Genomic DNA, 24,999 nt, shown 5'->3' on the forward strand with positions numbered 1-24,999 from the left:
TTTTAAAGTAATGAAAAAATATAGTTATGCTTTATTGGTTGTGTTATTGATCTCGGTCGTAACATCATGTAAAAAAAGCTTTTTAGATAGGGTGCCGAGTGATTATATCGGTGAAACAGAGGTGTTTGGCAATATAGATAATGCAGAAGGTTTTTTAAATAACATCTACTCCGCTATTCCATCCTGGAATTATGGTACTGGTAATTCTTATGTCACATCGGCCATGACAGATGAATCGAAACAGCGCTGGGCAAACGGGGCGGTTTTGTTTAACACCGGTGCCTGGAATCCAAGTAATTTTTCTCCATTAGGAGATGATTGGACAAATGCATACGCCAAAATCAGGGCTTGTAACCTTTTTCTCGCCAATTTTGAAAAGATTCCTGAAGATCCAAATGTTCCAAACAGAAAAGCCAGGTTAAGGGGCGAAGCTTTGATGCTCCGTGCTTTTTATCACTTTGTACTTTTCAGGGGCTGGGGTAAAATTCCAATTATGGACAAGCCGCTTTCGCCTGCAACAGATGGAGACGCCGTATTCCTAAAAAGGAGTGAATATGCCGAAGTGGTGGCTTTTATTGAAAGAGACTTAAACGTGGCCATGCAAAACCTGCCAGCTAAACACGATCCCGGTTTATGGGGCAGGGCTACCAAAACCATCTGTCAGGCAATAAAATCCAGATTAGACCTTTATTATGCCAGCACTTTTTTTAATCCAAACAGCGATGCTTCCAAATGGCAGAAGGCAGCGGCAGCTTCCAAGGAGGCCCTGGATGCAGCTTTGGCAGAGGGTTATAGTTTAGAGCCCAAATTTCCTGATGCCTTTCTAAAATATGCAAACACCGAATGTATATGGGGGCGCAATATTGGAACAGGTACAGTGTCAGGAATAGATCAGGTAATGCAGCCTTTAGGTTATAGCGGATGGAACAACTGTGGGCCGATCCAGGATTTTGTTGATGATTTTGAAATGAAAAATGGTATTCCTATTAAGTCTGCAGGCTCTGGTTGGGATCCCAAACATCCTTATAAAAACCGCGATCCAAGGTTTTACGCAACGGTGTTATATCCTGGTGCAACCTGGAAAAACCGGAAGATTAATATTTACGCCAATGATAAGGATAATGCGGAGCAACCAGGAACCAACTATTGGTGGAGGAAATACATGACCGAAGGCCTGAACTTATCTAACAATTCTGGAGGGGTAACCAAGTCTTTCGCAATCTTCAGGACTGCCGAGCTGATGCTGAACTATGCAGAGGCACAAAATGAAGTAGCCGGTGCAGATGCAAATGTATACAATGCTATCAACCCAATCCGCAGGAGAGCAGGGATGCCAGACATACCTGCAGGATTGACTAAAGAAGAGATGCGGGAGGTAATTAGGCACGAACGGAGGATTGAGCTGGCCTTTGAAGGACACCGCTTCTGGGACGTAAGGAGATGGAAGATTGCAGAGGTGGTTGATAACCGGCCTGTTTACGGGGTAAATTATACTATTTCGGCAAGCAATGCTACGGATACCACATTTACTTATTTCGAAGCCCAAAAACGTGTTTTTGATAAAACAAAGCATTATTTAATGCCTATTCCCCAATCGGAAATAGATAAGCTAAACGGCAAAAACCCAGACTTTAAACAGACTGAGGGCTGGTAACCAGCTCAAGAAGTAATTTTTTTATTCTTCAACTTAAAATATAAAATTTATGAAAACAATATTAATTTATGTTTCTCTAGCGATGTTTTTTTTTAGCTCTTGTAAAAAAAACGATGGTGAAGAGCCTGTTTTGAGGCCATCCACTACTCAATCCGTTATTCAACAGGATAGTCTTGTTACTTACACTTCTGATCGAAAATACAATCTAAATGTGATTTATTTTATACCGTCAGATGTTATTCCTCCGGCTAATTATCAAAAAAGACTGAGCGAATTGCTCTTATGGGGCCAAAACTGGTATAAAGAACAAATGGCGCTTAATGGCTATCCCAATAAGACTTTTGGTCTTTATACCAATGCGGCTAAAACTGATGTTAGGCTAATTGTGATTAATGGAACAAAAGGTAAAGCCAATTATCAGTATAATGGTGGAGCGGGTAACGTAATGAGTGAGATTAATAGCTATTTTTCAGCCAATCCATCACTTAAATCAGGTGATCACAATCTCATTATTATTCCTAGTTACTTTATGAAAGCCGATGGAACTCCGGGCGGAGGTAGTTTTGGCCCACCATTTTATGGCAATGGTAAAAGCTGTTTTGCCTTAGACTATCTGGATTTGGATATTAAACATCTCGGAAAATCAGATGTGCTGGGCAACGCATTCAGCGTCTGGTTTGGTGGCATGATACATGAATTGGGACACGGGTTAAACTTAGATCATAATTGTCAAAAGGTTTCGGAAAACAACGACCCTTTAAAAGGAATGTCACTTATGTATGCAGGGAATGGAACATTAGGGAAAAGCCCAACATTTTTGACCGCTGCAGACTGTGCCATTCTTAATGCAAATCAAATATTTAACACTGATACCAAGGTATACTATGGTAGCGTGAATACTACGCTGAAGAAAATTTATGCAAGATATGACGCAGCCAAACAAAGTATAATTGTTTCTGGTAAATTTAGTACAAACGGGAAAGTAACAAGTATCCTCTATTACAATGATCCAAATGTTGATAATGAAGGGACTGGAGTAAATAAAGATTATAACGCAATAACCTGGGAGTCTAAGGCAATCGGGGTTGATAGTTTTTACGTTGAGATGCCTATTGCCGAATTACAGTACAAAACAGATGGAATACCCTATGAATTAAAGATTAAATTCGTAAACGATAATGGAAATATAACGGAGAATGTCTTTTCATATACGTTCAACGCCGGTATCCCGGTGATTGAATTTGGGCTTAAAGCCAGCCAGTATAACAACAGCACTTGGTCGGTAATAGGTTTCAGTTCTAACCAAACAAGCGGCGACGATGGTAAGGCAATCAATATTATCGACGGTAACTTTCAAAGCTCATGGATTTCCAGATGGAGTGACCCCGTAGCAGTTCCTCCACATTTTGTTGCAATCGATATGAAATCGCCTCTACCATTTACTGGGTTTACAATAGCGATGGAATCACGGTATGGTGCGAAATGCAAGGATATTGAAATACAGACTAGCATGGATGGATTGACCTGGCAGAGCGCGGGGAATTTTACATTGAAAGCAATAGCCGGCCCACAACATGTATATCTTTCGTCTCAAAAAACTGCAAGATATTTTAAGATTATTGTTCTTTCATCATACAATGGCGGAAATGCCGCAAATATTGCAGAAATAACAGCTTTTAATGAATAATAACATTTATGGAGGAGATTAAATGCCTGAAAATTTCATGCTAAATAGATCTCTGAGAAATTATGAATAGATCTAAGATTGCTCATTGATCAAAAGTTTTTTATAAATGAGCAATCTTGGTTAAGATTAGTTAGTTAGAAAAACCGGTTAGCTGGATAGCACCGGTTTTTTCATTAATCTTAAGTTGCCATTTCTTTGTTGAACTCATCCAAATTTAACCAGTACTTTTTAATCAATACTTTAAAAAAAGGGCAATAATATATTATATTTTAACTTATATTTATACGGGGTAACTCCTAATCAACTATTCGAATAAATAAATGCCAGTCGGATCATCAAATAATGAAAAAGCGCTTTCGGATGCACTTAGGGAAGGTGATGTCAACGCTTTTAATCTGCTCTATTTGAAGTACGACAGGAAAATCTACTATAACCTTAAAAAACTCGTTCATCTGGAGGATGTAGCTCTCGAATTACACCAGGATGTATTTTTGAAGGTTTGGCTAAACCGCGATAAAATAAATTCAGATTTCCCTTTTGAATCATTTTTGGTTACAATAGCTAAAAATATCGCTATTGATTTTTATAGGAGGGTACTGCGCGAAAAAAAGCTAATGGACCGGCTGATAAACATGACAACCGAAATTTATGATCCTGTGACTGATTTCATGGAGAATAAAGCACTTGGCGAAATTATTGAAGAAAGCATTAATAAGTTACCGCCAAAACGACAGATCGTATTTCGTTTGATCAAGTTAGAAAATAAGAGTTACGAATTCGTTGCTAATGAGTTAGGCGTTTCTGTTGGCACAATTAAAGATCATATGGCGAAAGCCTCAGCATTCCTAAAAGCTGAAATAAGCAAATACGATTCAGAACTGTTGGTACTTTCTTTCATAAGCCTGATTCGGATTTTTCAAAAATAGCACAACATGATTAATCGTGTTTCAGATGAGCCCCTTTGGATGAAAGGATTTTCTAGGGCAATGAAAGACGGGTCATTAACAAAATCCCCTCCCTCCAAAAAAAACAATAAATAAGGTATAATACTATAGCTAGCATAGATTTTTTCCTTTATAAGCGTATAGTAATAAAAAGGTGCATAAAATGAGTCGAAAAAAGGCTTAATATTTAAATTTAATGGGCCTTCAATCAAATATAATCGCAATAACTTTTTGAAATCAGTATGAAACTTGTAAAACTAAATTTATCAATTTTATTTATTGTTATCTCTTTTTCTGTATATGGAGAGGCATATACCGCAGTCAGGGAAATTGCGCAGCGCCGGGTTCCATGGCTTGTTTCATCCCTATCTTTCAGTGTTATACCAACAGAAACAGGCGAAGATATTTTTGAACTGTCCTCAGTTGGAAATATGGTGAATATCGCTGCTTCGAATTCAAATAGTGCGGCCTATGGTTTGGGCTATTATCTCAAGTATTACTGTAACAGAAGCATGTCTCATTTAGGAGATAATCTATCTCCGCTTCTTAATATCCCAAAAATCAATAAAAAGGTTAGGATATCTTCGCCATTTCGCTTTAGGTATGCCTTAAATTATTGTACCATTAGCTATTCAATGGCGTATTACAAATGGGCTGAATGGGAACGTGAACTAGATTGGATGGCACTGAATGGGGTGAACCTGATGCTTGCACCTGTTGGAATGGAGGCGGTTTGGCAGAATACATTAAAAAAATTAGGCTATAATAACAGGGATATCGGCGATTTCATAGCTGATCCTGCTTTTAGTGCGTGGTGGTTAATGGGAAACCTGGAAGGCTGGGGAGGCCCGATTACTCAGAGTGTAATTAACCAACAGGCCAAGCTAGAGCAACAGATCATTAAGCGTATGAGAGACTTAAAGATTGAGCCCGTAATGCAAGGGTTTTATGGCATGGTTCCAACAAGCCTTAAAAACAAGATGAAAGCGAGCGTGATAGACCAGGGTAAGTGGGCTGGAGGTTTTACACGCCCTGATTTTCTAATTCCTACTGATACAGCCTTTAGTCAGGTAGCTGATATCTATTACACAGAAATGAAGAAGCTTTATGGAGCTGATCTTCACTTTTTTGGCGGAGATCCTTTTCATGAGGGCGGAAACTCCAAAGGGGTTGATGTGAGTACGGCAGCTACTATTATACAACGAAAAATGGATCAGCACTTCTCAGGCAGTAGCTGGGTACTGCAGGGTTGGCAATCGAATCCTTCTGAAGCGCTACTTAATGGTTTAGATAAAAAGAAAACGTTAGTGATTGAACTATTTGGAGAAAATACCAATAACTGGGAAAAAAGAAAAGGCTATAATGGAACTCCATTTGTTTGGAGTAACGTAAGTAATTTCGGGGAAAAGAATGGTTTATATGGTAAGCTTCAACGCTTTTCAGATGAAGTGAACAGAGCTAAAGGGAGCGAGTATGGACAGTATTTAGCGGGTATTGGTATTATTCCAGAGGGGATAAACAATAACCCGGTAGCTTTCGATTTTATGCTTGAGCTTGGCTGGCATCAAAATCCTGTATCAGTAAAGAGTTGGATTAAAACCTATCAGGACTACCGCTATGGAAAAAGCAGTTCAAAAATGGACCAGGCCTGGCAGTTATTGTTGCAAACAGCCTATAGCAGTCCAGAAATTTATCAGGAAGGGCCTTCGGAATCTATTTTTTGTGCAAGGCCTGGTGTTGCTATTAAAACGGTTTCAACATGGGGAACCCGCAAAAGAAATTATAATCCGGAACTTTTTTTGGAAGCGGTAAAACTTTTTGTAGCGGCTGGTGATGATTATGCAAATGTTGAAACATATCAAACAGATAAGATTGATCTCGTGAGGCAGGTATTGGCGAATAAAGGAGATAAAAGTTATCAGAATATGATTGAGGCCATACAAGCAAAAGATGTGGTTGCATTTAAAAAAGAAAGTGCTGTATTCCAGAAACTGATACTCCAGCAGGACTCATTGTTGAGCTCAAGCAGGTACTTTTCTTTAAACCGCTGGTTGGAACAGGCTATTAATTTTGCGAAAACACCAGCGGATAGAGAGAGGGCTTTAAGAAATGCAAAAATTCAGATAACCTATTGGGGACCCGAAAATAATCCAAAGACAGACCTACATGATTACGCGCATAAAGAATGGAGCGGTTTGCTAGGCTCTTTATATCTGTCCCGCTGGCAGCGCTTTATTAAGGAGCAATTAGCTAAGATGGAAGGTAAGGAAAGCAATAGCCCCGATTATTTTGCCATGGAAGTGGCCTGGACAAAGTCGGCTGATACCTATAGGCTAAAGCCTATAAATGTTTCTCAGCTAAATAAATTGATTGATAATATATTAAAATAACCGGTTTTTATTCCAAGTAGTTCGCATATAATTAACTAAGAACAACCATTACTGACGAAAAAAATATGAAAATTAAATTTTTACCATTGCTTATATTTATCTGTTTAATAAATAATCTGTTAGCGCAAACTAAATCACAAGATCCAAAACACACTTTCGCTATTGAGGGCGGTAATTTTCTGTTAGACGGTAAACCGATTCAAATTTATAGTGGAGAAATGCATTATGCACGCATTCCAAAACCTTATTGGCGCCACCGCTTGAGAATGATGAAAGCAATGGGTTTAAATGCTGTGGCTACTTATGTTTTTTGGAATTACCATGAAACTGCTCCCGGGGTTTGGGATTTTAAGACTGGTAATCGAGATATCGCCGAATACATCAAAACTGCTCAAGAAGAGGGTTTATTTGTGATCCTTAGACCAGGCCCATATGTTTGTGCGGAATGGGAATTTGGAGGCTATCCATGGTTTTTGCAAAAGGTGCCAGGCATGGTTATTCGTGGCAATAATCCACAATATTTAGCTGCAACAAAAGCTTATTTTACTGCACTGTACGGACAGCTTAAAAATCTTTTAATAACCAATGGAGGTCCAATCATAATGGTGCAGGGCGAAAATGAATTTGGGTCTTATGTGGCTCAACGTAAGGATGTTCCGTTAGAAGATCATAAAAGGTATAGCGCAGCTGTATTTCAACAGTTAAAAGATATTGGCTTTAATGTGCCATTTTTTACTTCAGACGGAAGTTGGCTTTTTGAGGGGGGCGCATTACCAGGAGCTTTACCAACTGCAAATGGTGAAGATGATGTAACCAAGCTTAAGGAATTGGTGAATAAATACAATGGTGGTAAAGGACCTTATATGGTAGCAGAATTTTATCCTGGCTGGTTAGCCCATTGGGCAGAGCCTTTTCCTAAAGTTTCTACGCAAGCAGTGGTTAAGCAAACGCAAAAATATTTAGATGGTGGCGTATCTTTTAATTATTATATGGTACATGGAGGTACAAATTTCGGTTTTACATCAGGCGCAAATTATGATAACAAACATGATATTCAGCCAGATTTAACCAGTTATGATTATGATGCGCCAATTAGTGAGGCTGGTTGGGCTACCGAAAAGTACAATGCTTTAAGAGATTTGCTGAAGAAGCCAGAAACTCCAGCTGTTCCGGCAAAAATTCCTTTAATTGCTATTCCGGATATTATTTTAACAAAAGCAGTTGATTTGGAAGATATTAAAAGTAAAATTACACCAGTAAATGACGATAATCCTTTAACTTTTGAAGCTTTAAATCAAGGACATGGCTACATTTGGTACAGCAAAAAATTTAATCAGCCTATTAGTGGTAAACTAGAGTTGGCTGGTTTGCGTGATTATGCCATTGTGTATGTCAACGGAACTAAGGTTGCTGAATTAAACAGCTATTATAAAAAATATGATTGTGATATTGACATTCCTTTTAATGCCGTTTTAGATATTGTAGTTGAAAATATGGGGCGTATTAACTACGGGGCAAAAATCATTAACAGTACAAAAGGTATCATTTCTCCGGTAATTATTAATGGACAAACTATTAGCGGAAACTGGAATATGTATAAGTTGCCTATGGAGGTTGTGCCTAATTTAGCCTTGGCAAAAAATACGGCAACAGTTGGAAGACCAGCTTTTTACGAAGGAAGTTTTTCTCTAACAAAAACTGGTGATACTTTTCTTGATATGCGTGATTGGGGTAAAGGTATCGTGTTTATTAACGGAATAAATATAGGACGTTACTGGAGCGTTGGTCCCCAACAAACGCTGTACCTACCAGGTTGTTGGCTAAAAAAGGGTAAGAATGAAATTGTAATTTTCGAGCAGAATAATGACACGCTACACAAAGTAATTAAATCTGTAGAAGTACCTGTATTAGAATTACTGAAGCCTTAAAGTATTAACCTAGATGATCTTCGATCATTCCTTTAAGAAGTTATTCCATCGTTTTGGGTGATTTTTATGAAGTTGGATTACACTGCCTTAATGGGAGGCAGTGTAGATCACTATGCGCTGTAACAATTATTATAGCTGTGGCTTAATAAATTATCGGGTCTAAAACGAAACAATATCTAAATTCCGTTAAAAGGAAATAATGCAGTATTACATTACTCAGCTGACTTTTTTCTAGTAAATGTTTTTCGGTTCAGTCAAACTTTTTTACAGCTTAAAACAATGGTTAGATAAAATCTGGCAGTGTTTTAATGTGTTCGGTTCTAAGGTAATGTTTTTCATCAACTGTTTTGAAAAACAGTGATTGCAGAGTTCAAATCTTGTCTATTAATGTCACAACGCTGTAATTATATACATAATATTGGCTTAGCACAAAAAAATCAAATTAAAGACTATAATATCCATAGAAATTATATACATTTGTGCCGTTAATATATTTTTGACTTATCCAGAAAGACGGAGGGAAAAGGCCCTGTGATGTCTTAGCAACCTGTTGCCAAATAAGGTGCTAAATCCTTCCCGTAAGGGAAAGATAAGAATAACTTTCTCCGGAAATCTGAATAAGCAGTGATGATTTAAAATTGAAAGATGAGTATTTATTTAGATAATGCAGCGACCACCCCACTTGCCAGTGAGGTTTTTACAGCCATGAAGCCCTTTATTTTTGAGTCATTTGCAAACCCGTCTTCGGCACACGCTTTAGGCAGGTATGCCAGAGAAGCCGTAGAGCGATCGAGAGAAATTATTGCGGATACTTTATATACAGAACCAGGAAATATTTTCTTTACTTCTGGCGGAACCGAAGGCGATAATACAGCTTTACTTTCAGCAGTTTATAACCATAATATCCGGGTTGTTATTACTTCCAGATTAGAGCATTATGCTGTTTTAAATACACTTAAAGCTTTGGCAGACAGTGGTGTAATCAGATTGGTATATCTGGAAAACGATAGCAAAGGCAAATTATCGCTCGCTGAGCTGGATACTTTGCTCGAAAATGAAGAACCGGCACTAATATCCTTAATGCACGGTAACAATGAAATAGGAAATTTAAATCCCATTTTGGAAATTGCCGATCTTGCTGAGCATCATGGTGCGATATTCCATTCAGATACGGTGCAAACCATTGGCCATATCGATATTAACACCCGCCAGCTGGCGCCCGATTTTCTGGTGGGCTCGGCGCATAAGTTTCATGGGCCGAAAGGTGTTGGTTTTCTATATGCAAAAGAACCGGCTAATCTGCGTGCTTTTATTAAGGGAGGAGGGCAGGAATCGGGAAAGCGGGCAGGTACCGAGAACGTAGCAGGTATTGTAGGGATGGCAGCGGCACTTCAGCATGCCTATGATAACCAAAACCTTTACGAAACACATATCCATTCACTTAAAAAAAGATTGCTTAACGGGCTTACAAGCCTTTCTGAAATAAACTTTAACGGTTATTCAGATCATCCTGATAAAAGCTTATCTACGGTATTAAGTGTTTCATTACCCGCATTGCCCAATGGTGCAGATTTGTTACAAACTTTAGACAGGGCAGGCATATTTGTTTCGGGAGGAAGCGCCTGTTCTTCCAATCATTCATCGCATGTTATTGAAGCATTGGGAACTGGTAAAAATGAAGAAACAATCAGGTTTTCTTTCAGCAGGTTTAATACCCAGGCCGAAATCGATGAAGTGGTTGCACTGTTGAACAGCCTTTACCGCAATCGTCAGGAACAATCAAACCTCCTTTACGCTTAAAAATAATTCCTAATCATACATCAATAAATTAATCTGAAATGAAAAAAACACTACTCGTTGCAGTTGCTGTACTACCACTAGCTGCACTGGCACAAAAACCATTCTCGTTAAACGGAACCCTAAAAAATGATAAGGGGAATGAGAAAATTTACTTGAGCTATTCGAAAGATGGTAAATCGATTTTAGACTCCACTGAATTAAAAAACGGCACTTTTGCTTTTAAAGGTGAGATCGCCGATCCGCTAAGGGCTTCGGTATATAAAAAGCCCGCTGAAAAGAATGGAAAACGCGATTTCTTGTCCATTTACCTTGAAGCTGCCAATATTCAGCTGGTATCTGCCGATTCTTTAAAAAATGCATCGATCAGCGGGTCGAAAGTAAATGCAGATAATGAAAAACTTAAGGCTTTAACCAAACCAGTTCAGGATAAACTGGCTGCAATAAATGGCGAATTTGGCAAATTAACCGCCGAACAAAAGAAAGACGAAGCCTTAACTGAGGCTATTTATAAGCGCTACGAAGCTGCAAGTAAAGAGTTGGAGCCCATTTATATCGATTTTGCCCGTTCCAATCCGCAGTCTTATGTTAGCTTATCAGCCATCTCCCAGATTGCAACCAGCGAATCTGCCCAACCTGAGGCCGAAAAGGCTTATGCTGCATTGAGTCAGAGTCTTAAAGACAGCAAATCGGGCAAAGATATTTCAACTTATTTTGATGCGATAAAGAACACTAAAATAGGCGTTCAGGCTTTAGATTTTACACAAAATGATGTGAACGACAAGCCTGTAAAGCTATCTGATTTTAAAGGTAAATATGTTCTGGTTGATTTCTGGGCATCGTGGTGTGGCCCTTGCAGACAAGAGAATCCGAACGTTGTGGCTGCCTATAACCAATATAAAGATAAAGGCTTTACCGTTTTAGGGGTTTCTTTAGATCGGCCTGGTAAAAAAGAGGCCTGGTTGAAAGCCATTGCTGATGATCAGTTAACCTGGACGCATGTTTCTGATTTGAAATTCTGGGATAATGCTGTAGCTAAACAATATGGCATCCGTTCTATTCCGGCAAATTTCCTTATCGATCCAAACGGAAAAATTGTTGCAAAAGGACTTCGTGGCGAGGCTTTAAAAGAAAAATTAGCTTCGTTACTTGACGCTAAAACCAAATAATCTATTTTAATTAAAATCTATAAAAACCAGAATCGAAAATGATAAAACCAGCTTTTGTGCAAAGGGTTTAAAAGTTTACCGGATAGAAAAACAGGGGCGATTGAGGCCGCCCCTGAATAAGTGATTTATCACGGTATGTGACAACTAATGCTGAATTAATATTTAACCACTTAAAATCGAATATAATGAAAATATCCTAACTGTTTAGTTGTTTCTACAACTTATTAGCAAAAATACATTCTAAGCTATTAGAAATATATGCTAAATACACATTTACGCCCACACATTTTTTTTGACACAGCTTTAATATTAAAGGTTTAACAACAGGGGGTTAATATCGGCTTTGGAGAATAAAATATAATGCCTTTTGGCACCCCTAATCATTGTTAACCTTCTATAAATGAAATGAAACGAAAATTACTTTCGCTTATTATACTATGCCTTGTCGTAGCCTTTCCTGCATTTTCACAAACTAAAGTGATTACAGGAAAAGTTACTGCAGCCGAAGACGGGCTCCCAATCCCGGCTGCATCTATCAAGATTCCGGGAACAAAAATCGGCACACAAACTGATGTAAATGGCAAATATTCCATTGCTATTCCACCATCTGCCAAATCAATCGAATTCAGCTTTCTGGGCTTTGCTACCGTCCGTGAAAATATCAATGCCAGAGCGGTAATTAACATCTCATTAAAATCAGATGCAACTGGTTTAAATGATGTAGTGGTAACAGGTTATTATAAAAGAAATAAAGAGTCTTTTACAGGAGCTTCTACTACGATTACAAGAAAGGAATTAGAAAAATTTAACACCAACAATATCTTTTTATTAATACAAAGTGTTGATCCTGCATTTAAGGTCGCTCAAAATAATGTTAAAGGCTCTAACCCAAATGTTGTGCCCGAAATATCAATTAGGGGGATAGGTAGTGTAGGAAGTAACGTAAACACACCTTTGGTTATATTAGATGGGTTTCAGGTTTCAATGGAAAGGCTTTATGATTTGGATATCAATAGAATAGAGTCAATTACATTGTTAAAAGATGCTAGTGCAACTATCTTGTATGGCTCGCGCGGCGGTAATGGAGTGGTGATTATCGAAACAAGGTTGCCCAAGGCCGGAAAATTTACCGTAACATATGAGGCTAGGCCCACACTTACTTTGGTAGATCTTTCTGCTTATAATTTGATGAATGCCAATGAAAAGCTAACTTATGAGAAATTGGCAGGCGCATACACTTTTACCAATGAAACGGTAAGTGACCCTTTTTGGACAAGCGATTATCAGATGAAGCTAGATAATCTTTATGCAAAGCGATTGATTGATGTTAAAAGCGGAGTTAATACCTATTGGTTAAGTCAACCAGTTACATCATCTATTTCAACTGCACATAGCCTACGTATTGAAGGTGGTAATGAGGAAGTTCGGTATAGCATAGATGCATCTTACCAGGATGTTAAAGGGGCCATGAAAGAGTCTGGAAGGAAAAAATATGGAGCAGGATTTAATCTCGTGTATCGTATTCCTAATAAAATTTCTTTAAGAAATTATGCCAGCTTGACCGGTAATAATGCTTATAACTCTCCTTATGGCTCATTCTCTCAATATGTAAATATGAACCCCTATGAAAGGATATACGATGATAGTGGACAATTGATCAGTATATATAATAAAGTTGGCGAAAATTTTGGCAATACATTTGGTGGAAATGTATACAACCCTTTGTACAATGCTTCTTTGCCTTATAAAGATGATTCGCATAGTGCAATAATTAGCAATAACCTCAGTTTAGAATGGTTTGCCCTTAAAGATTTAAAAGTTGATATTCTAGCTACTATAGAAAAACAGTTTGATGATAGTGAAAAATATATTTCTCCGCTAGACACAAGATTTATTTCGGTAAAAGCTAAAGAAGATAAAGGTTCTTATGTTTTAACCAACGGAGGTGCATTTCGTTACGAAGCTCGGCTGTCTTTGCAGTACTCAAAAAGAATAAAAAAACATCAACTTAACGCGGTACTCGCTGGGGAGCTAAGAGCTAGTACTGTGCAAAAAACTATCTATAGTTTAACTGGTTTTGTTGATGATCGTTTTGTAAGCCCGAGCTTGGCATTAAAATATGCCACTGACACCAGACCAGATTATACGGAAACGCCAGAACGTTTGTTGGGCATCCCATTTAATATTCATTATGATTATGATAATCGCTTTTTGCTGGATTTATCTTCACGGATTGATGGGTCTTCAAAGTTTGGTAAAGAAAATCGCTATGGTAGTTTTTGGAGTGCTGGAGTTGGATATAATCTACATAAAGAAGCATTTTTTGAAAATAATATTGCTTCACAACTGCGCATATACGCTAATGTTGGTGAAAATGGGAATGACAGTTTTTCTGCGAACATGACTTCAACTTCTTACCAATACTCATCAAATGGGGTGTACAATAAACAAATTGTGGCACAATATACAAATCAGGGAAATCCTTCGCTAACATGGCCTAAGGTATTCCAAACGGACTTGGGCTTGCAGTCAAAAATTTTCAACAGAATAGATCTGCGCTTCGATTGGTATAACAAAGTGACTAATCGTATGATTTCACAGATTACCACAGCACCATCGTTGGGTTTCCCAAACAATTCTATTTTCGAAAACTTAGGTAAAGTGCGTAATAGAGGTTTTGAGATTAGTACATCAACATTGGTGACAAATAATGATCGAAACAACTTTTCGTGGTACATAAATCTAAACGTCGTTAGTAATCGTAGTAAATTGTTAGAAATCTCCGATGAACTGAAAAAATTAAACGAATCCAATGTGGTTAGAGATACCATAGGTGGAGTCGCTAATATTGTTAGGCCTTCAGTTTATTTTGAACAAGGCCAATCTATGGGCGTAATACGTGGGGGGCGTTCTTTAGGTATTGATCCAGCTAATGGACGCGAGATGTTTTTAACTTCCGGCGGTCAGGTTACTTACAACTGGAATAGTAATAATCAAACCATCATTGGCAATACTGAGCCGAAAATAGAGGGAGTCCTGGGAACAACTTTGAGTTATGGTAGATTATCGATACAGGCAAATTTTAACTATTCGCTAGGGGGTGATGTTTACAACCAAACCTTGGTAGACCGAGTGGAAAATGCGACTCCATATCTTAATGTTGACAAAAGGGTACTGGATGAACGGTGGAAACAGCCCGGAGATTTGGTGAATTTTAAAGGCATAAGCGATAATACCGTAACCCAGGTATCTTCAAGATTTGTGCAACGAGAAAATTATATTCGATTTTCTAACCTTAACATCAATTATGATTTGGGGCAAGGCCTACTACGTAAGTTAAAGCTGCAAAGAGTTAAGTTTAATCTTTCTACAAATGACTTATTTAGAATTAGTACTGTACACATGGAAAGAGGTACAGACTACCCTTTTTCTCGCACTTATAATGCGGGGTTCTTGATTCAATTTTAAAGTTTTACAATGAAATATATATATATAATACTTTTAGTGCCTGCCTTACTATTATTAAGCGGTTGTAAAAAATGGCTAGATGTAAAGCCAAATAATGTAGTTAACGAGGATGAAATTTTCTCTGACGATGGAAAAGGTTTTCAAAGTGCTTTGGCAGGTGTATATTATAAACTGTCGGCAACAGAACTTTATGGTAGAGAACTGAAATTTGGTTTGTTAGACGCAATGGTTGGTTATTACAACATTAGCGCAACAGGTCATACTTATTCGGATGCGGCGAAGTTTGATTTTACTAACATAACTACACGTCCAAAAATTGATGGTATCTGGAGTGGTCTGTACAACTCGATTAACACTATCAATATTATTTTAAACAATGTTGAAAAGATTAAAGGTAATTCCAATTATGCTTTAATTAAAGGGGAAGCGCTTGGTCTTCGGGGCTTGTTGCACCTAGATTTGTTAAAATATTTTGGCCCAGTGATTAAAACCGATGGTTTAGAAACTGCTGCAATCCCTTATTACAGTACAGTAGGTACACATGCAAAAAAAAAAATAACCAGTAGACAGGTTCTTGACCAAGTAGAAATAGATCTACAAGAGGCTTTAGTTTTGTTAGCCAACGATCCAATAAAAAAAATCGGCAGAACGGGCAATGCAAATGGTAATTCTCTAGATTATAATTCTATCCTAGACAGGCGAGGGGTGAGGATGAATTATTATGCCGTCTTAGCTCTATTGGCTCGTAAATCGCAATGGGAAGGAAATCAACAAGAGGCATTTATACGAGCTAAGAGAGTTGTGGATGAGTTGGCCAATTCAAATGCCGTTGCCTTAATTTCTGGTAAAGATATAGCAAGTAATTATCAGCCCGATTTGCGTTTCGCCTCCGAAAATATTTTTGGGTTATATGTAAATGACTTTAAAAAGCAAAATATAACTAATGGTATATTACCTGGTTTACAGGATGGATATGGTACCAATACTGTATTGCTGCCCGATTATGATTATCTAAATGCCAATTTATATAGTAAAGCGGAAAGTGGAAGTACGAACGATTACCGACTATTGTATTGGTTTGCCAGCTATCAGGGCGTATATCGTTTAATCAAGTTTCAAATCGATGATAATGCAGCAACATTCTACAACCAGTACGAGGTGACCATGATAAGTTTAGCTGAGATGTACTATATTATGGCCGAGGCCAAGCTAGATACCGATCCGCAAAATGCGATAGACATTCTCAACCAATTGCGAAAAAGTAGAAATTTGATTACCCCTATTGCCTATAGTAATACTTTAACTAAACCTCAACTATTACAATACATTATAGATGAAGCCAGAAAACAGTCCATAGGCGAAGGTTACATGTACGGGATGTATAAAAGGCTTTATGTCGATTTTTTTAAGAAGTCTGGGACAGTTAAAGCTAGTAAGAACATTTATGTATTGCCTATTCCTATAGATGAAAACATATACAACCCATAATCTTATCAAGATGAAAAAATACTATCTCTATAAAAAAATAAATGTTTGCATATTGTTTTCGATATTCCTGCTTGGCAGTTGTAAGGAAAATGACAATTTATTAGATTACGATACCAGTACAAGTTATATCTACTTTGCCCAACCCAATGCTGATAAAAGGTCTGAAGAAAAATGGATTGATTCTATCAGCTACTCATTTGCCCTTGATGTACAGGGCTTGAAAGAAAAAACGATTGCTATACCGTTACGTGTTTCTGGCGTTGCTACTGCTCAAAACCGTAAGGTTAACTATGCTGTTAATTATGACAAAAGTAAGGCTAATTTTGAAATTCTAACTTTTTCTGATCCCATTATAAGGGCTGGTAGATTTACGGATACACTATACATGAAGATCCGAAATACTTCCGAGTTAAATACCAGAATAATGAGTGTCGTTTTGGATCTTAAGGATAACGATGACTTTAAAGTAGGTAATCAATCAAATAGAAGCATTAAGATTAGTTTTACCAATCAGTTATTGGAACCAAAATGGTGGAAAACCTGGGTTAAGGTTTTTGGTCCTTATAAACCAGAGGTATACAGGCTATGGATACAGCTTTATCAATTAGGTGCCGATCCCTCTCCAGACCTTTATGGGGTATATCCAGCACCCTATTATTACTGGGATAACATGCCAACATTTGCCTCGGCTTCCTCTTTCCCAGTAACTTACATGTATATAGATGTGTTGCGTAAATACCTCCGGGAACACGAAGTTTACCCTAATGGCGATACAACTCAGCCTCGAATTTATTTACCATAATCAAAAAAAATGACCAAAAAAATAATTTATACCACATTATACGCTTGCTTATTGGTTTGGCTTACTGGCTGTTCTAAGGATACGGGCAATTATGATTATCAGCTTAAAAACACTATAACAATAGGGAATGTATTAAATGGAGATCATAACTCTGAGCGTATTTATAGATTCGTTTATGGGGATTCTATCAATATTGTACCTGATGTAAAAGGTACAATTAGTAAAGACAATCTTTCAGGCTTTAGCTTTCTATGGATAGTTGATAAAGATACTGTAGCTAAAACAAAAGATTTGCACATTACCAGCGATCGTATCGGGTTTGGCAAAAAGGTGGGTAATCTTTACATCACAGATAAAGAATTGGGAGTTTTTTATAACTATAATTTTACTTTTGAGATTACAAGTGATGCCCCACGTGGCCATTTTGTCCTGGCAGAAGATGATCAGGGGCATAGCCACCTGTATATAAAGACAACACTTAAGCCATTGGCTCCATTTAAAACCGTCAGTAAAATCGGTGAAATACAACTTGGGGATAACCCTAGTGGATTAAGTTTGGTTAGAAATAATGGAAATTCTTCTACTAATTATACTTATTCGTTGATTACAGCTACCAAGCAAGGTGCTCCTTATCATATTATACAATTCCTATTAGGGGATATGCTACCTTCTATTTTGTATGGTAATAATTCAATGGCTGATGCGAAGGTTACGTTGGAACCAACTTTCATTGATCGCAATAGATCATCTGGAAGAGTTGGTTATATTTTGAACAAAGGAAAAGCATATACATCAAGTTTAGGAATTGTTAGTCCTGTATTGTATTCACAAGATCCCTTAAATTATGACTTCGGAGAAAAAGGGTTAATTATAAATGCATCGCTGTATGGTTATTATATGGCTGGGTTTGACCAGCGTAATAGCCGGTTTAGGGTATTTGGTAATAACTGGGCAACACAAAATCTATTCGTGAAAAATTATGACAACATTATTGACCCGAGTTTAACTGCTGGTCATACCTTTGTAGGAGGAGCCGAAGGCTACGATGGAAGTGCTTTTTTTTACACCTTACTAACAAAAAAAGGGAATACGCTCTATTTATTTAAGCTGGCATTCGATTCTGCTTATACACCTAAAGAGTTCACTTTAGTAGCCACAAAAGAAATCTCAAATATTGATAAGTTGTCAAATGTATTTTTTAATGCTGGAAATAAGTTTTGGTATTTATCAATTGGAAGAGAAATTTATAGTACTTCTGTGTTGGGCTTAGATCTCCAATTATCTTATAAATTACCTAATGATGATTCTGGAGATATTGTTGCGTTTAACTTCAATTATGATGATGCATCCGCTTACACTTTGCTTGGTGTTGCTACCTATAATCAAGCATCATCTTTACCTCACAAAGGGTCGTATTACATATTTAACTATGGTGATAGACAATTACAAGAAACTTCATTGAATACCATTGATAAAGCAAAAGCAATACAGATCGGATTGTAGAGTAAAATATTATAAATGACATAAAGCCTAAATAAAGCTTATTTTGGCTTTATGTTGCTTGTGATAAATTAGCTGGCATTTCTGTTTGAAATTAGTTTAAACTGTTTTTTATTGATGCCTTATGAAAACAGTACCTGGAAGAGTAGTATGAGCTTAAAAAATTGAAAGTAACACATTGAAGCGATGAGGGCCAAGTATTACTATAGACCCTTTGGAGGGTATTTATATTTGGTAATATGCCTTTTGGAACATGTAATAAGCTCACCAAAGTGCCAAAATATTTTATTATCTGCCTGACAGCAGAACGGCTAAGCATCGCACATTTCTACTGTACCAGCTTTCCTTCAAATAAAATGCTGACCACGCAGTAGTTACAAGGCAATTGAAAACGCGTTATTTCTACTTGTAAAATAAATTCAGCATGAAGCGACACTCAGCCTAGAAACGATAAAAGCAGATACTTACTGTCAATAATAATCGAACTCAGGTTAATATGGTACGATGGTGGTGGATTTTGAAGTGATTAAATGACCAACTATTATCGTATAAAACGCCAGGAATCAAAATTAAAGAGGTTGTTACCCTCACCTTTAAATACCAAATACAGGTCGTGTATGCCGGTGATCTGGTTTATTTTACAAAGCTGAGCTTTCCAGTTTTGAGCATTTTTGGTTGATTTTACCTCCAGGTTTCCCAGCAGCTTACCGTTTAAACTGTCTGCCCGAAGTTCTATATTTCCTTTTGAGGATAGTGAGGCAACAGTTGCTTCGAACTTAGTCGCGCCTTTGCCAAAATCTACGCTGCGGATTTTGATATAATCTCCATGATCAATATTGGATACAAAAATAGTCCCAGTTAAGCTATCCTGATCGGTTTTTACACCTTCTGACCATGCGATGGTTTCAGCTTCAACACGGCTAAACGGATCTAAGTTTGACACACTTTTTAGTACACCTGATTGGGTATGGTTAATTCTGGGAATCGATCCATCAGGGTTAAAACTGAATGGTTCGATACAAACCGAACGTTTGAAGCCTCCGCCTCCTGGTAAACTTCCGTCGTGATAAAATAAATAAGACTGGCCTTTGAAATCGATGTAGCCAGGATGATTGGTGAATGCGCCGCGATCTTCGATCACTTTCATGATCGTATCCCCATATATCCAAGGCCCTGTTGGTCCATTGCTGGTAGAATAAGCTAAATGTTCAGGTACGCCGCCAGCCGGATATATCAGGTAATATTTACTTTTTCGTTTAAAGAACCATGGTCCTTCCTCATATTCCGATGGTCTTTTTTCTGGATCTTTTTTCCGCGCACTAAAGCCTTGCCTGGTTAACGGCACTTTCACAATACCTACTTTTTCATCATAAGAGATCATATCCTTATTAAGTTTTACATAATATAATTGGGGATTACCCCAATACAGGTAGGCCTGTCCGTCATCATCAATAAAAACACTCGGATCAATGTAGCCAAAGCCTGAAAGCAATGGCTTGCCTATTGCATCTTTAAAGCCTGCTGTGGGGCTGTCAGATACGGCAACACCAATGGCGTTTCCGCCATTTTTTTGGTTTACAGGTAAGTAATAGTAGAATTTTCCATTTCTGAATATGCATTGGCCTGCCCATGCATCACCGCGCGACCAGTTAAAAGCTTTGTAAGATAAAATAGCTCCGTGATCCGTCCAGTTAACCATATCCTTTGAAGAATAACACCGCCAATCGTTCATGGTGAAAAAGTTTTTTACGGTAACATCTTCATCATGAGAGGTGTACAGATAAACGGTTCCATTGTGTACCATTGGCGCCGGATCAGCAGTATAATAGGTCTGAACGATCGGATTCTGGGCGAAACCTGCCAATACTGACAGTAGGCCGATGAAAAGTGATATTCCAAATATTTTTTTCTGCATTTTTCGATATTATTTTAATAGGGAAAGCATCGTTTTAGCATAACGCTCGCCAAGCATGCGATAGCCTTGTGCATTAAAATGTAAATGATCTGCCACAGCGGTACAGCCAGCTGATGATATGATGTGTGCGCTAGGAATTGTTGTTGGCAAGGTTGCAATAATTTTATTCATCGAAGCGCATATCCCGCCCTGATCTGCATTAACTACCTCGCCAGCAAGGAGCGGCGTAGATGCTGGATTTAAATTCAAATCCCTGATGAGCTGCCCATAAACTGCCTTCACTTTTTTGGGCCATTCCTGATCTCCGGTATTAGATTCGCCTTGGTGCATCAGAATACCTTTTATAATTCCAGATTGCTGGGCAATCTTGGCTAACTCTACCAAACGGCCGTACGGATTTCCGCCATATTCGTTTAAGGCCGACTTCATCCATTCTGGGGCAGTAGCCGTATAGGTTTGATAATTATCTTTATCAAATAATTCAATTTTGCAACCACCAATTGCTACATTAATAATTCCGATGCGCACATCTTTGGGAAGTGAATCCAGGAGGGTTCGTCCGAAATAGTCCATTGGAGTTAAGCCAGTTTTGCATCGGCACAAAGGTGGTTTAGCAGTATACCAATTTCCCTTTTTTCTGCCTAACTCCGGGCAGTCAACAGCCTGAAGAACGCTGAATCTATTGCTTACTGTTGTATCCTGAGGTTCGAATGGCGCATTTCCTTCCATGTTAGATTGACCGAAGCTCAGAAAAACATATAATTTAGGGTCCTGAGCATATGATTTTTCATTATTGCACAGCAGAGATGCAAGCAACAAGACAATTCCCAATAGTTTGCTGTAGGCTTTAGGTTTGATAAATTCCATAGCAGTGTTATTTAGATGAGTGCCTATCGTTTTTATCGAATATCGCACGCTGTTTATAATGTTTTGTTTCATATTAGTTTAACTTCTATCGTTTAGCCGGGAGCTAAAGTATTAAACACCTCAGATTTGAAGTAGCATTTTTCATCATAAAAAAGGCTCATATGAGTAAAATTTATAGGTCAGCCTGATGCCTTGCGATAAAGTGATTTAGCCAATTGAATAACGGATTATATTACGAAGCACTAAAAAAATTGGGTTCTAAATGGATTTTTTAAGTTTATAATCAACATTTCTGCTATCATATTATTCAAAGTTTCCATACTAAATTCTTCTTTTAATATAGTTTTATCTTTTGCCTAAACTATAGTTTTCGGATCCGTTTTATCCAAAAAAAAGCGGCAAAATTTTAACCAAAAATAAATAAAAATGAATCTAAAAATTAAGAGCCAATCTGCTTTGGCAATTGCCCTAATTGTTGCATTAGGAAGTTCTTGCCAGGAAAAAAACAAACGTTCAGCGGAGAATGAAACGGCGAAGGCCGGAGAAAAACACTACCTTTCTGAGCCATTGGTGAAGGAAATTTATACTGCAGACCCTTCTGCACATGTTTTCAATGGTAAAATTTACATCTACCCATCGCATGATATAGAATCGGGTGTAAAGGAAAATGATAATGGTGACCATTTTGATATGAAGGATTACCGGATTCTTAGCATGGACAGTATAGGTGGCAAAGTTACCATTCATGAGCCTGCTCTATCTGTAAGTGATATTCCATGGGCAGGCAGGCAGCTATGGGCACCAGATGCGGCTTATAAAAATGGCACGTATTATCTTTATTTTCCTGTGAAAGATAAAAATGATGTTTTCAGGATAGGGGTGGCAACAGCTAAAGATCCGGTTGGCCCATTTAAAGCAGCTAAAGCGCCAATTGATGGAAGTTTTAGTATTGATCCTGCGGTTTTTACCGATACTGACAGCAGTAGCTACATGTATTTTGGTGGGATCTGGGGCGGACAGCTTCAACGTTGGAAAGACGGAAAATATGATCCGAATGGTTCTAAAACCGATTCTGAAAAAGAAAATGAACCTGCATTAAGTGCAAAGGTTGTAAAACTAAGCAAGGATATGACAGCTTTTGATGGGAAAGTTAAAGATGTTGTGATTTTAGATCAGCAAGGCAAACCGCTTCTTACAAAAGATCATGATCGCAGGTTTTTTGAAGGCGCCTGGATGCACAAATATAATGGGAAGTATTATTTTACCTATTCAACCGGCGACACTCATTTTCTGGCCTCAGCAATATCGGATAGTCCTTGGGGACCTTTTAAATATCAGGGTACTTTTATGACCCCTGTTGAGGGCTGGACTACGCATCATTCAATTGTTGAAATCAAAGGTAAGTGGTACATCTTTTATCATGATACCCAACTCTCTGGAAAAACACATTTAAGAAACGTGAAAGTAACCGAGCTTAATCACCTTAAGGATGGCACAATTGAGCTTATAAAACCCAATAAAAATTAGTTCATTAGCGAATTACTAAACCTTTACAATTGCGAGGAGGTCTTTAGCCCGACGAAGCCTGCCTGCTGCAGGCACGCAGTCTTTATAGTAGGACCACTATCATGAAAGATTGCTTCGTCGTTCCTCCTCGCAATGACGACTTTTCTACAGGAACCTGCAATGATAGGCGGCGCCAGCGATCATCATTCGTTATTTTGAGTTATAGATTTTATCCTTTCCACTATAATCAATCCATTTAAAGCTGGCTTTATTGTCGCTTTGTTGGCCAGATGATGTAGCATACAATGCGAAAAGAGAGCCGATAAATCCGCCTGCCGCCTGTGTGCTTAAATATTTGCCATCAACATCCTTTTTTAAAGTAAGCCAGTCACTATTTCCTTCGCGGTATTTAAAATCGTACAGACCGCCTTTAGCTTCAATCTCCAGCTGAAGATCGGCTGATGAGTTTAACAGAGGCAATTCAGTAAGTAATGCCATTTGGCCTGTAGCCTTATCGCCTTTAAAAAGCTGAATTACGTTTTTATTTTCTTTAATGGATTTGCACATGAAGTAAAAATTAAACTCCCCCTGGAAGATCATTAACCCTGCTTTCTCATTTTCAGATTTTGGCAGGAAATGAAGCGCTGTACTGGCTGAACAGAACATGTGTTGCTGTCTTTTTCCCAAAAAAGCCGGATTTGTTTTTTCCATGCAGGTTTCGGGTTTAAGTTTCATCGTTAATCCATTTTTCTTATCCAGATTATACCATGAACTGTCGTTTTTTCTTAAAAATAAAACAGATGGGTCTAAGCCTTTATCAAATGTGGTGCGATAAGAAAAGTTGCCACTCTGTGGTCGGATTCCCTTTTGTTTGACTTCTTTAAAATTCGCCTGATATTCGTATTGTACTTCTTTGAAATCTGGATTGATTACTGGCCACCCATTTGCCCATTTTACTGGGGCGATAAAGGTTTCTCGTCCTGTATTGTAAAAATTACCCTCGTACGGGCGTACAGCGAGGAAAATGGCATAAGTTTTTCCGTCAGGTCCCTCAACCAATTCTGCATGGCCGGTTGAGGTTATCGGATTCGCACGGTTCGGATCTAAATCGCGTTGCGTTAGAATTGGATTGTTTTCATAAGGAACATATGGGCCGGTAGCTGACCGACTTCTAAGGATAACCTGTGAATGATTTACACTCGTTCCACCTTCAGCAGCGCATATATAATACCAGTTTTCGCGTTTAAAAATGTGTGGTCCCTCAATCCATACTGGTTTTTTTGAAATATCCACCCACCATTTACAAGCAAATGTTCGGTACCAACAACTTTAAGTGTAGTAGGGTCGAATTCATATGTGCGGATGGTACGGTGGCCACTGTAAAGTGGCTTATTGTCTGGAGCATCACTATTGTAAACAATATAGGCTTTATCCTGATCAAAAAATAAAGATGGATCTATTCCTCGTACTTCGCGAAGCCATACTGGGTCGCTCCATGGGCCTGCAGGATTTTTAGCAGTCATAACAAAATTTCCGCCCTTATCTATATTGGTACAAGTCATATAAAAAGTTCCATTATGGTAATTAATGGAGGGTGCAAACAAACCACGCGAGGTTCCATCGCCCAGAAAAGTCATTTGCGTATTTCGCTCAATTACATTTCCAATCTGTTTCCAGTTTTTTAAATCCTTGCTGTGAAAAACAGGGATGCCCGGAAAATAAGAAAAAGTAGAATTAACCAGGTAATAGTCAGAACCTACTTTAGTGATACTTGGATCTGGATAAAAACCAGCAAGAATTGGATTTGTAAATTTTATTTGTGCAAATGCTTGTGAGGTAAAGCATAACAAGAATAAATAAAAGATTTTTTTCATAATTATATAT

General features: G+C 38.0%; 15 protein-coding genes, 2 pseudogenes and 1 riboswitch. Of the genes and pseudogenes, 13 read left to right on the top strand and 4 right to left on the bottom strand.

Going from position 1 to position 24,999, the window contains the following annotated elements; translation table 11 throughout:
* Window positions 1-10: 10 nt before the first annotated feature.
* The 12 genes and pseudogenes from H9N25_RS01150 (at window position 11) to H9N25_RS01200 (ending at window position 18,830) form a co-directional block, all read left to right on the top strand.
* Window positions 11-1,654, top strand: a complete 1,644-nt coding sequence (locus tag H9N25_RS01150) for a RagB/SusD family nutrient uptake outer membrane protein (RefSeq protein ID WP_167292931.1) — start codon at window positions 11-13, stop codon at window positions 1,652-1,654.
* Window positions 1,655-1,703: 49 nt separating this feature from the next.
* Window positions 1,704-3,341 (top strand): discoidin domain-containing protein, encoded by a 1,638-nt coding sequence (locus H9N25_RS01155; protein ID WP_190327667.1) that lies wholly within the window; start codon window positions 1,704-1,706, stop codon window positions 3,339-3,341.
* 320 nt (window positions 3,342-3,661) lie between these two features.
* Window positions 3,662-4,267, top strand: a complete 606-nt coding sequence (locus H9N25_RS01160) for an RNA polymerase sigma factor (protein WP_167292933.1) — start codon at window positions 3,662-3,664, stop codon at window positions 4,265-4,267.
* Between the two features lie 260 nt (window positions 4,268-4,527).
* A complete protein-coding gene (locus tag H9N25_RS01165; protein WP_190327668.1) occupies window positions 4,528-6,675 on the top strand; it encodes an alpha-N-acetylglucosaminidase in 2,148 nt (715 codons plus the stop codon).
* 65 nt (window positions 6,676-6,740) lie between these two features.
* Window positions 6,741-8,603, top strand: coding sequence for a glycoside hydrolase family 35 protein (locus H9N25_RS01170; RefSeq protein ID WP_190327669.1), 1,863 nt, complete (start codon window positions 6,741-6,743; stop codon window positions 8,601-8,603).
* Between the two features lie 498 nt (window positions 8,604-9,101).
* Window positions 9,102-9,199, top strand: a riboswitch (SAM riboswitch).
* A gap of 49 nt (window positions 9,200-9,248) precedes the next feature.
* A complete protein-coding gene (locus H9N25_RS01175) occupies window positions 9,249-10,403 on the top strand; it encodes a cysteine desulfurase family protein (protein WP_190327670.1) in 1,155 nt (384 codons plus the stop codon).
* Window positions 10,404-10,441: 38 nt separating this feature from the next.
* Window positions 10,442-11,569 carry a TlpA disulfide reductase family protein gene (locus H9N25_RS01180; protein ID WP_190327671.1) on the top strand — a complete coding sequence of 376 codons (1,128 nt, stop codon included), beginning with the start codon at window positions 10,442-10,444 and terminating at the stop codon, window positions 11,567-11,569.
* A 405-nt stretch (window positions 11,570-11,974) separates the two neighbouring features.
* Window positions 11,975-15,037: a SusC/RagA family TonB-linked outer membrane protein gene (locus tag H9N25_RS01185; protein ID WP_190327672.1), complete on the top strand. Its 3,063-nt coding sequence runs from the start codon at window positions 11,975-11,977 to the stop codon at window positions 15,035-15,037.
* Window positions 15,038-15,046: 9 nt separating this feature from the next.
* Window positions 15,047-15,655 (top strand): annotated as a pseudogene (locus H9N25_RS25375) (RagB/SusD family nutrient uptake outer membrane protein); the annotation flags it as partial.
* A 93-nt stretch (window positions 15,656-15,748) separates the two neighbouring features.
* Window positions 15,749-16,525 carry a RagB/SusD family nutrient uptake outer membrane protein gene (locus tag H9N25_RS25380; protein ID WP_407947450.1) on the top strand — a complete coding sequence of 259 codons (777 nt, stop codon included), beginning with the start codon at window positions 15,749-15,751 and terminating at the stop codon, window positions 16,523-16,525.
* Between the two features lie 10 nt (window positions 16,526-16,535).
* Entirely contained in the window at window positions 16,536-17,327 is a 792-nt protein-coding gene (locus tag H9N25_RS01195; RefSeq protein ID WP_190327674.1) for a DUF4843 domain-containing protein, read from the top strand.
* A gap of 9 nt (window positions 17,328-17,336) precedes the next feature.
* Window positions 17,337-18,830, top strand: coding sequence for a PKD-like family lipoprotein (locus tag H9N25_RS01200; protein ID WP_190327675.1), 1,494 nt, complete (start codon window positions 17,337-17,339; stop codon window positions 18,828-18,830).
* A 538-nt stretch (window positions 18,831-19,368) separates the two neighbouring features.
* Here H9N25_RS01200 and H9N25_RS01205 read toward each other — a convergent pair.
* Window positions 19,369-20,742, bottom strand: a complete 1,374-nt coding sequence (locus H9N25_RS01205; protein ID WP_190327676.1) for a glycoside hydrolase family 43 protein — start codon at window positions 20,740-20,742, stop codon at window positions 19,369-19,371.
* 9 nt (window positions 20,743-20,751) lie between these two features.
* Window positions 20,752-21,609 carry a sialate O-acetylesterase gene (locus H9N25_RS01210; RefSeq protein WP_167292942.1) on the bottom strand — a complete coding sequence of 286 codons (858 nt, stop codon included), beginning with the start codon at window positions 21,607-21,609 and terminating at the stop codon, window positions 20,752-20,754.
* Window positions 21,610-22,035: 426 nt separating this feature from the next.
* Here H9N25_RS01210 and H9N25_RS01215 point away from each other — a divergent pair, with 426 nt between their 5' ends.
* Window positions 22,036-23,136 carry a glycoside hydrolase family 43 protein gene (locus tag H9N25_RS01215; protein ID WP_167292943.1) on the top strand — a complete coding sequence of 367 codons (1,101 nt, stop codon included), beginning with the start codon at window positions 22,036-22,038 and terminating at the stop codon, window positions 23,134-23,136.
* A 189-nt stretch (window positions 23,137-23,325) separates the two neighbouring features.
* On the opposite strand, the gene H9N25_RS24245 is transcribed toward H9N25_RS01215, so the two are convergent.
* Both H9N25_RS24245 and H9N25_RS24250 read right to left on the bottom strand, forming a co-directional pair.
* Window positions 23,326-24,081: a beta-xylosidase family glycoside hydrolase gene (locus tag H9N25_RS24245; protein WP_407947451.1), complete on the bottom strand. Its 756-nt coding sequence runs from the start codon at window positions 24,079-24,081 to the stop codon at window positions 23,326-23,328.
* 27 nt (window positions 24,082-24,108) lie between these two features.
* Window positions 24,109-24,989: pseudogene (locus H9N25_RS24250) on the bottom strand (family 43 glycosylhydrolase); the annotation flags it as partial.
* Window positions 24,990-24,999 lie beyond the last annotated feature (10 nt).

Source organism: Pedobacter riviphilus, assembly GCF_014692875.1.
In the GTDB taxonomy this organism is placed as follows: domain Bacteria; phylum Bacteroidota; class Bacteroidia; order Sphingobacteriales; family Sphingobacteriaceae; genus Pedobacter; species Pedobacter riviphilus.

Coding starts and splice junctions, on each gene's coding strand:
- H9N25_RS01150 (WP_167292931.1), top strand. CDS start 11: ATGAAAAAATATAGTTATGCTTTATTGGTTGTGTTATTGATCTCGGTC.
- H9N25_RS01155 (WP_190327667.1), top strand. CDS start 1,704: ATGAAAACAATATTAATTTATGTTTCTCTAGCGATGTTTTTTTTTAGC.
- H9N25_RS01160 (WP_167292933.1), top strand. CDS start 3,662: ATGCCAGTCGGATCATCAAATAATGAAAAAGCGCTTTCGGATGCACTT.
- H9N25_RS01165 (WP_190327668.1), top strand. CDS start 4,528: ATGAAACTTGTAAAACTAAATTTATCAATTTTATTTATTGTTATCTCT.
- H9N25_RS01170 (WP_190327669.1), top strand. CDS start 6,741: ATGAAAATTAAATTTTTACCATTGCTTATATTTATCTGTTTAATAAAT.
- H9N25_RS01175 (WP_190327670.1), top strand. CDS start 9,249: ATGAGTATTTATTTAGATAATGCAGCGACCACCCCACTTGCCAGTGAG.
- H9N25_RS01180 (WP_190327671.1), top strand. CDS start 10,442: ATGAAAAAAACACTACTCGTTGCAGTTGCTGTACTACCACTAGCTGCA.
- H9N25_RS01185 (WP_190327672.1), top strand. CDS start 11,975: ATGAAACGAAAATTACTTTCGCTTATTATACTATGCCTTGTCGTAGCC.
- H9N25_RS25380 (WP_407947450.1), top strand. CDS start 15,749: ATGAATTATTATGCCGTCTTAGCTCTATTGGCTCGTAAATCGCAATGG.
- H9N25_RS01195 (WP_190327674.1), top strand. CDS start 16,536: ATGAAAAAATACTATCTCTATAAAAAAATAAATGTTTGCATATTGTTT.
- H9N25_RS01200 (WP_190327675.1), top strand. CDS start 17,337: ATGACCAAAAAAATAATTTATACCACATTATACGCTTGCTTATTGGTT.
- H9N25_RS01205 (WP_190327676.1), bottom strand. CDS start 20,742: ATGCAGAAAAAAATATTTGGAATATCACTTTTCATCGGCCTACTGTCA.
- H9N25_RS01210 (WP_167292942.1), bottom strand. CDS start 21,609: ATGGAATTTATCAAACCTAAAGCCTACAGCAAACTATTGGGAATTGTC.
- H9N25_RS01215 (WP_167292943.1), top strand. CDS start 22,036: ATGAATCTAAAAATTAAGAGCCAATCTGCTTTGGCAATTGCCCTAATT.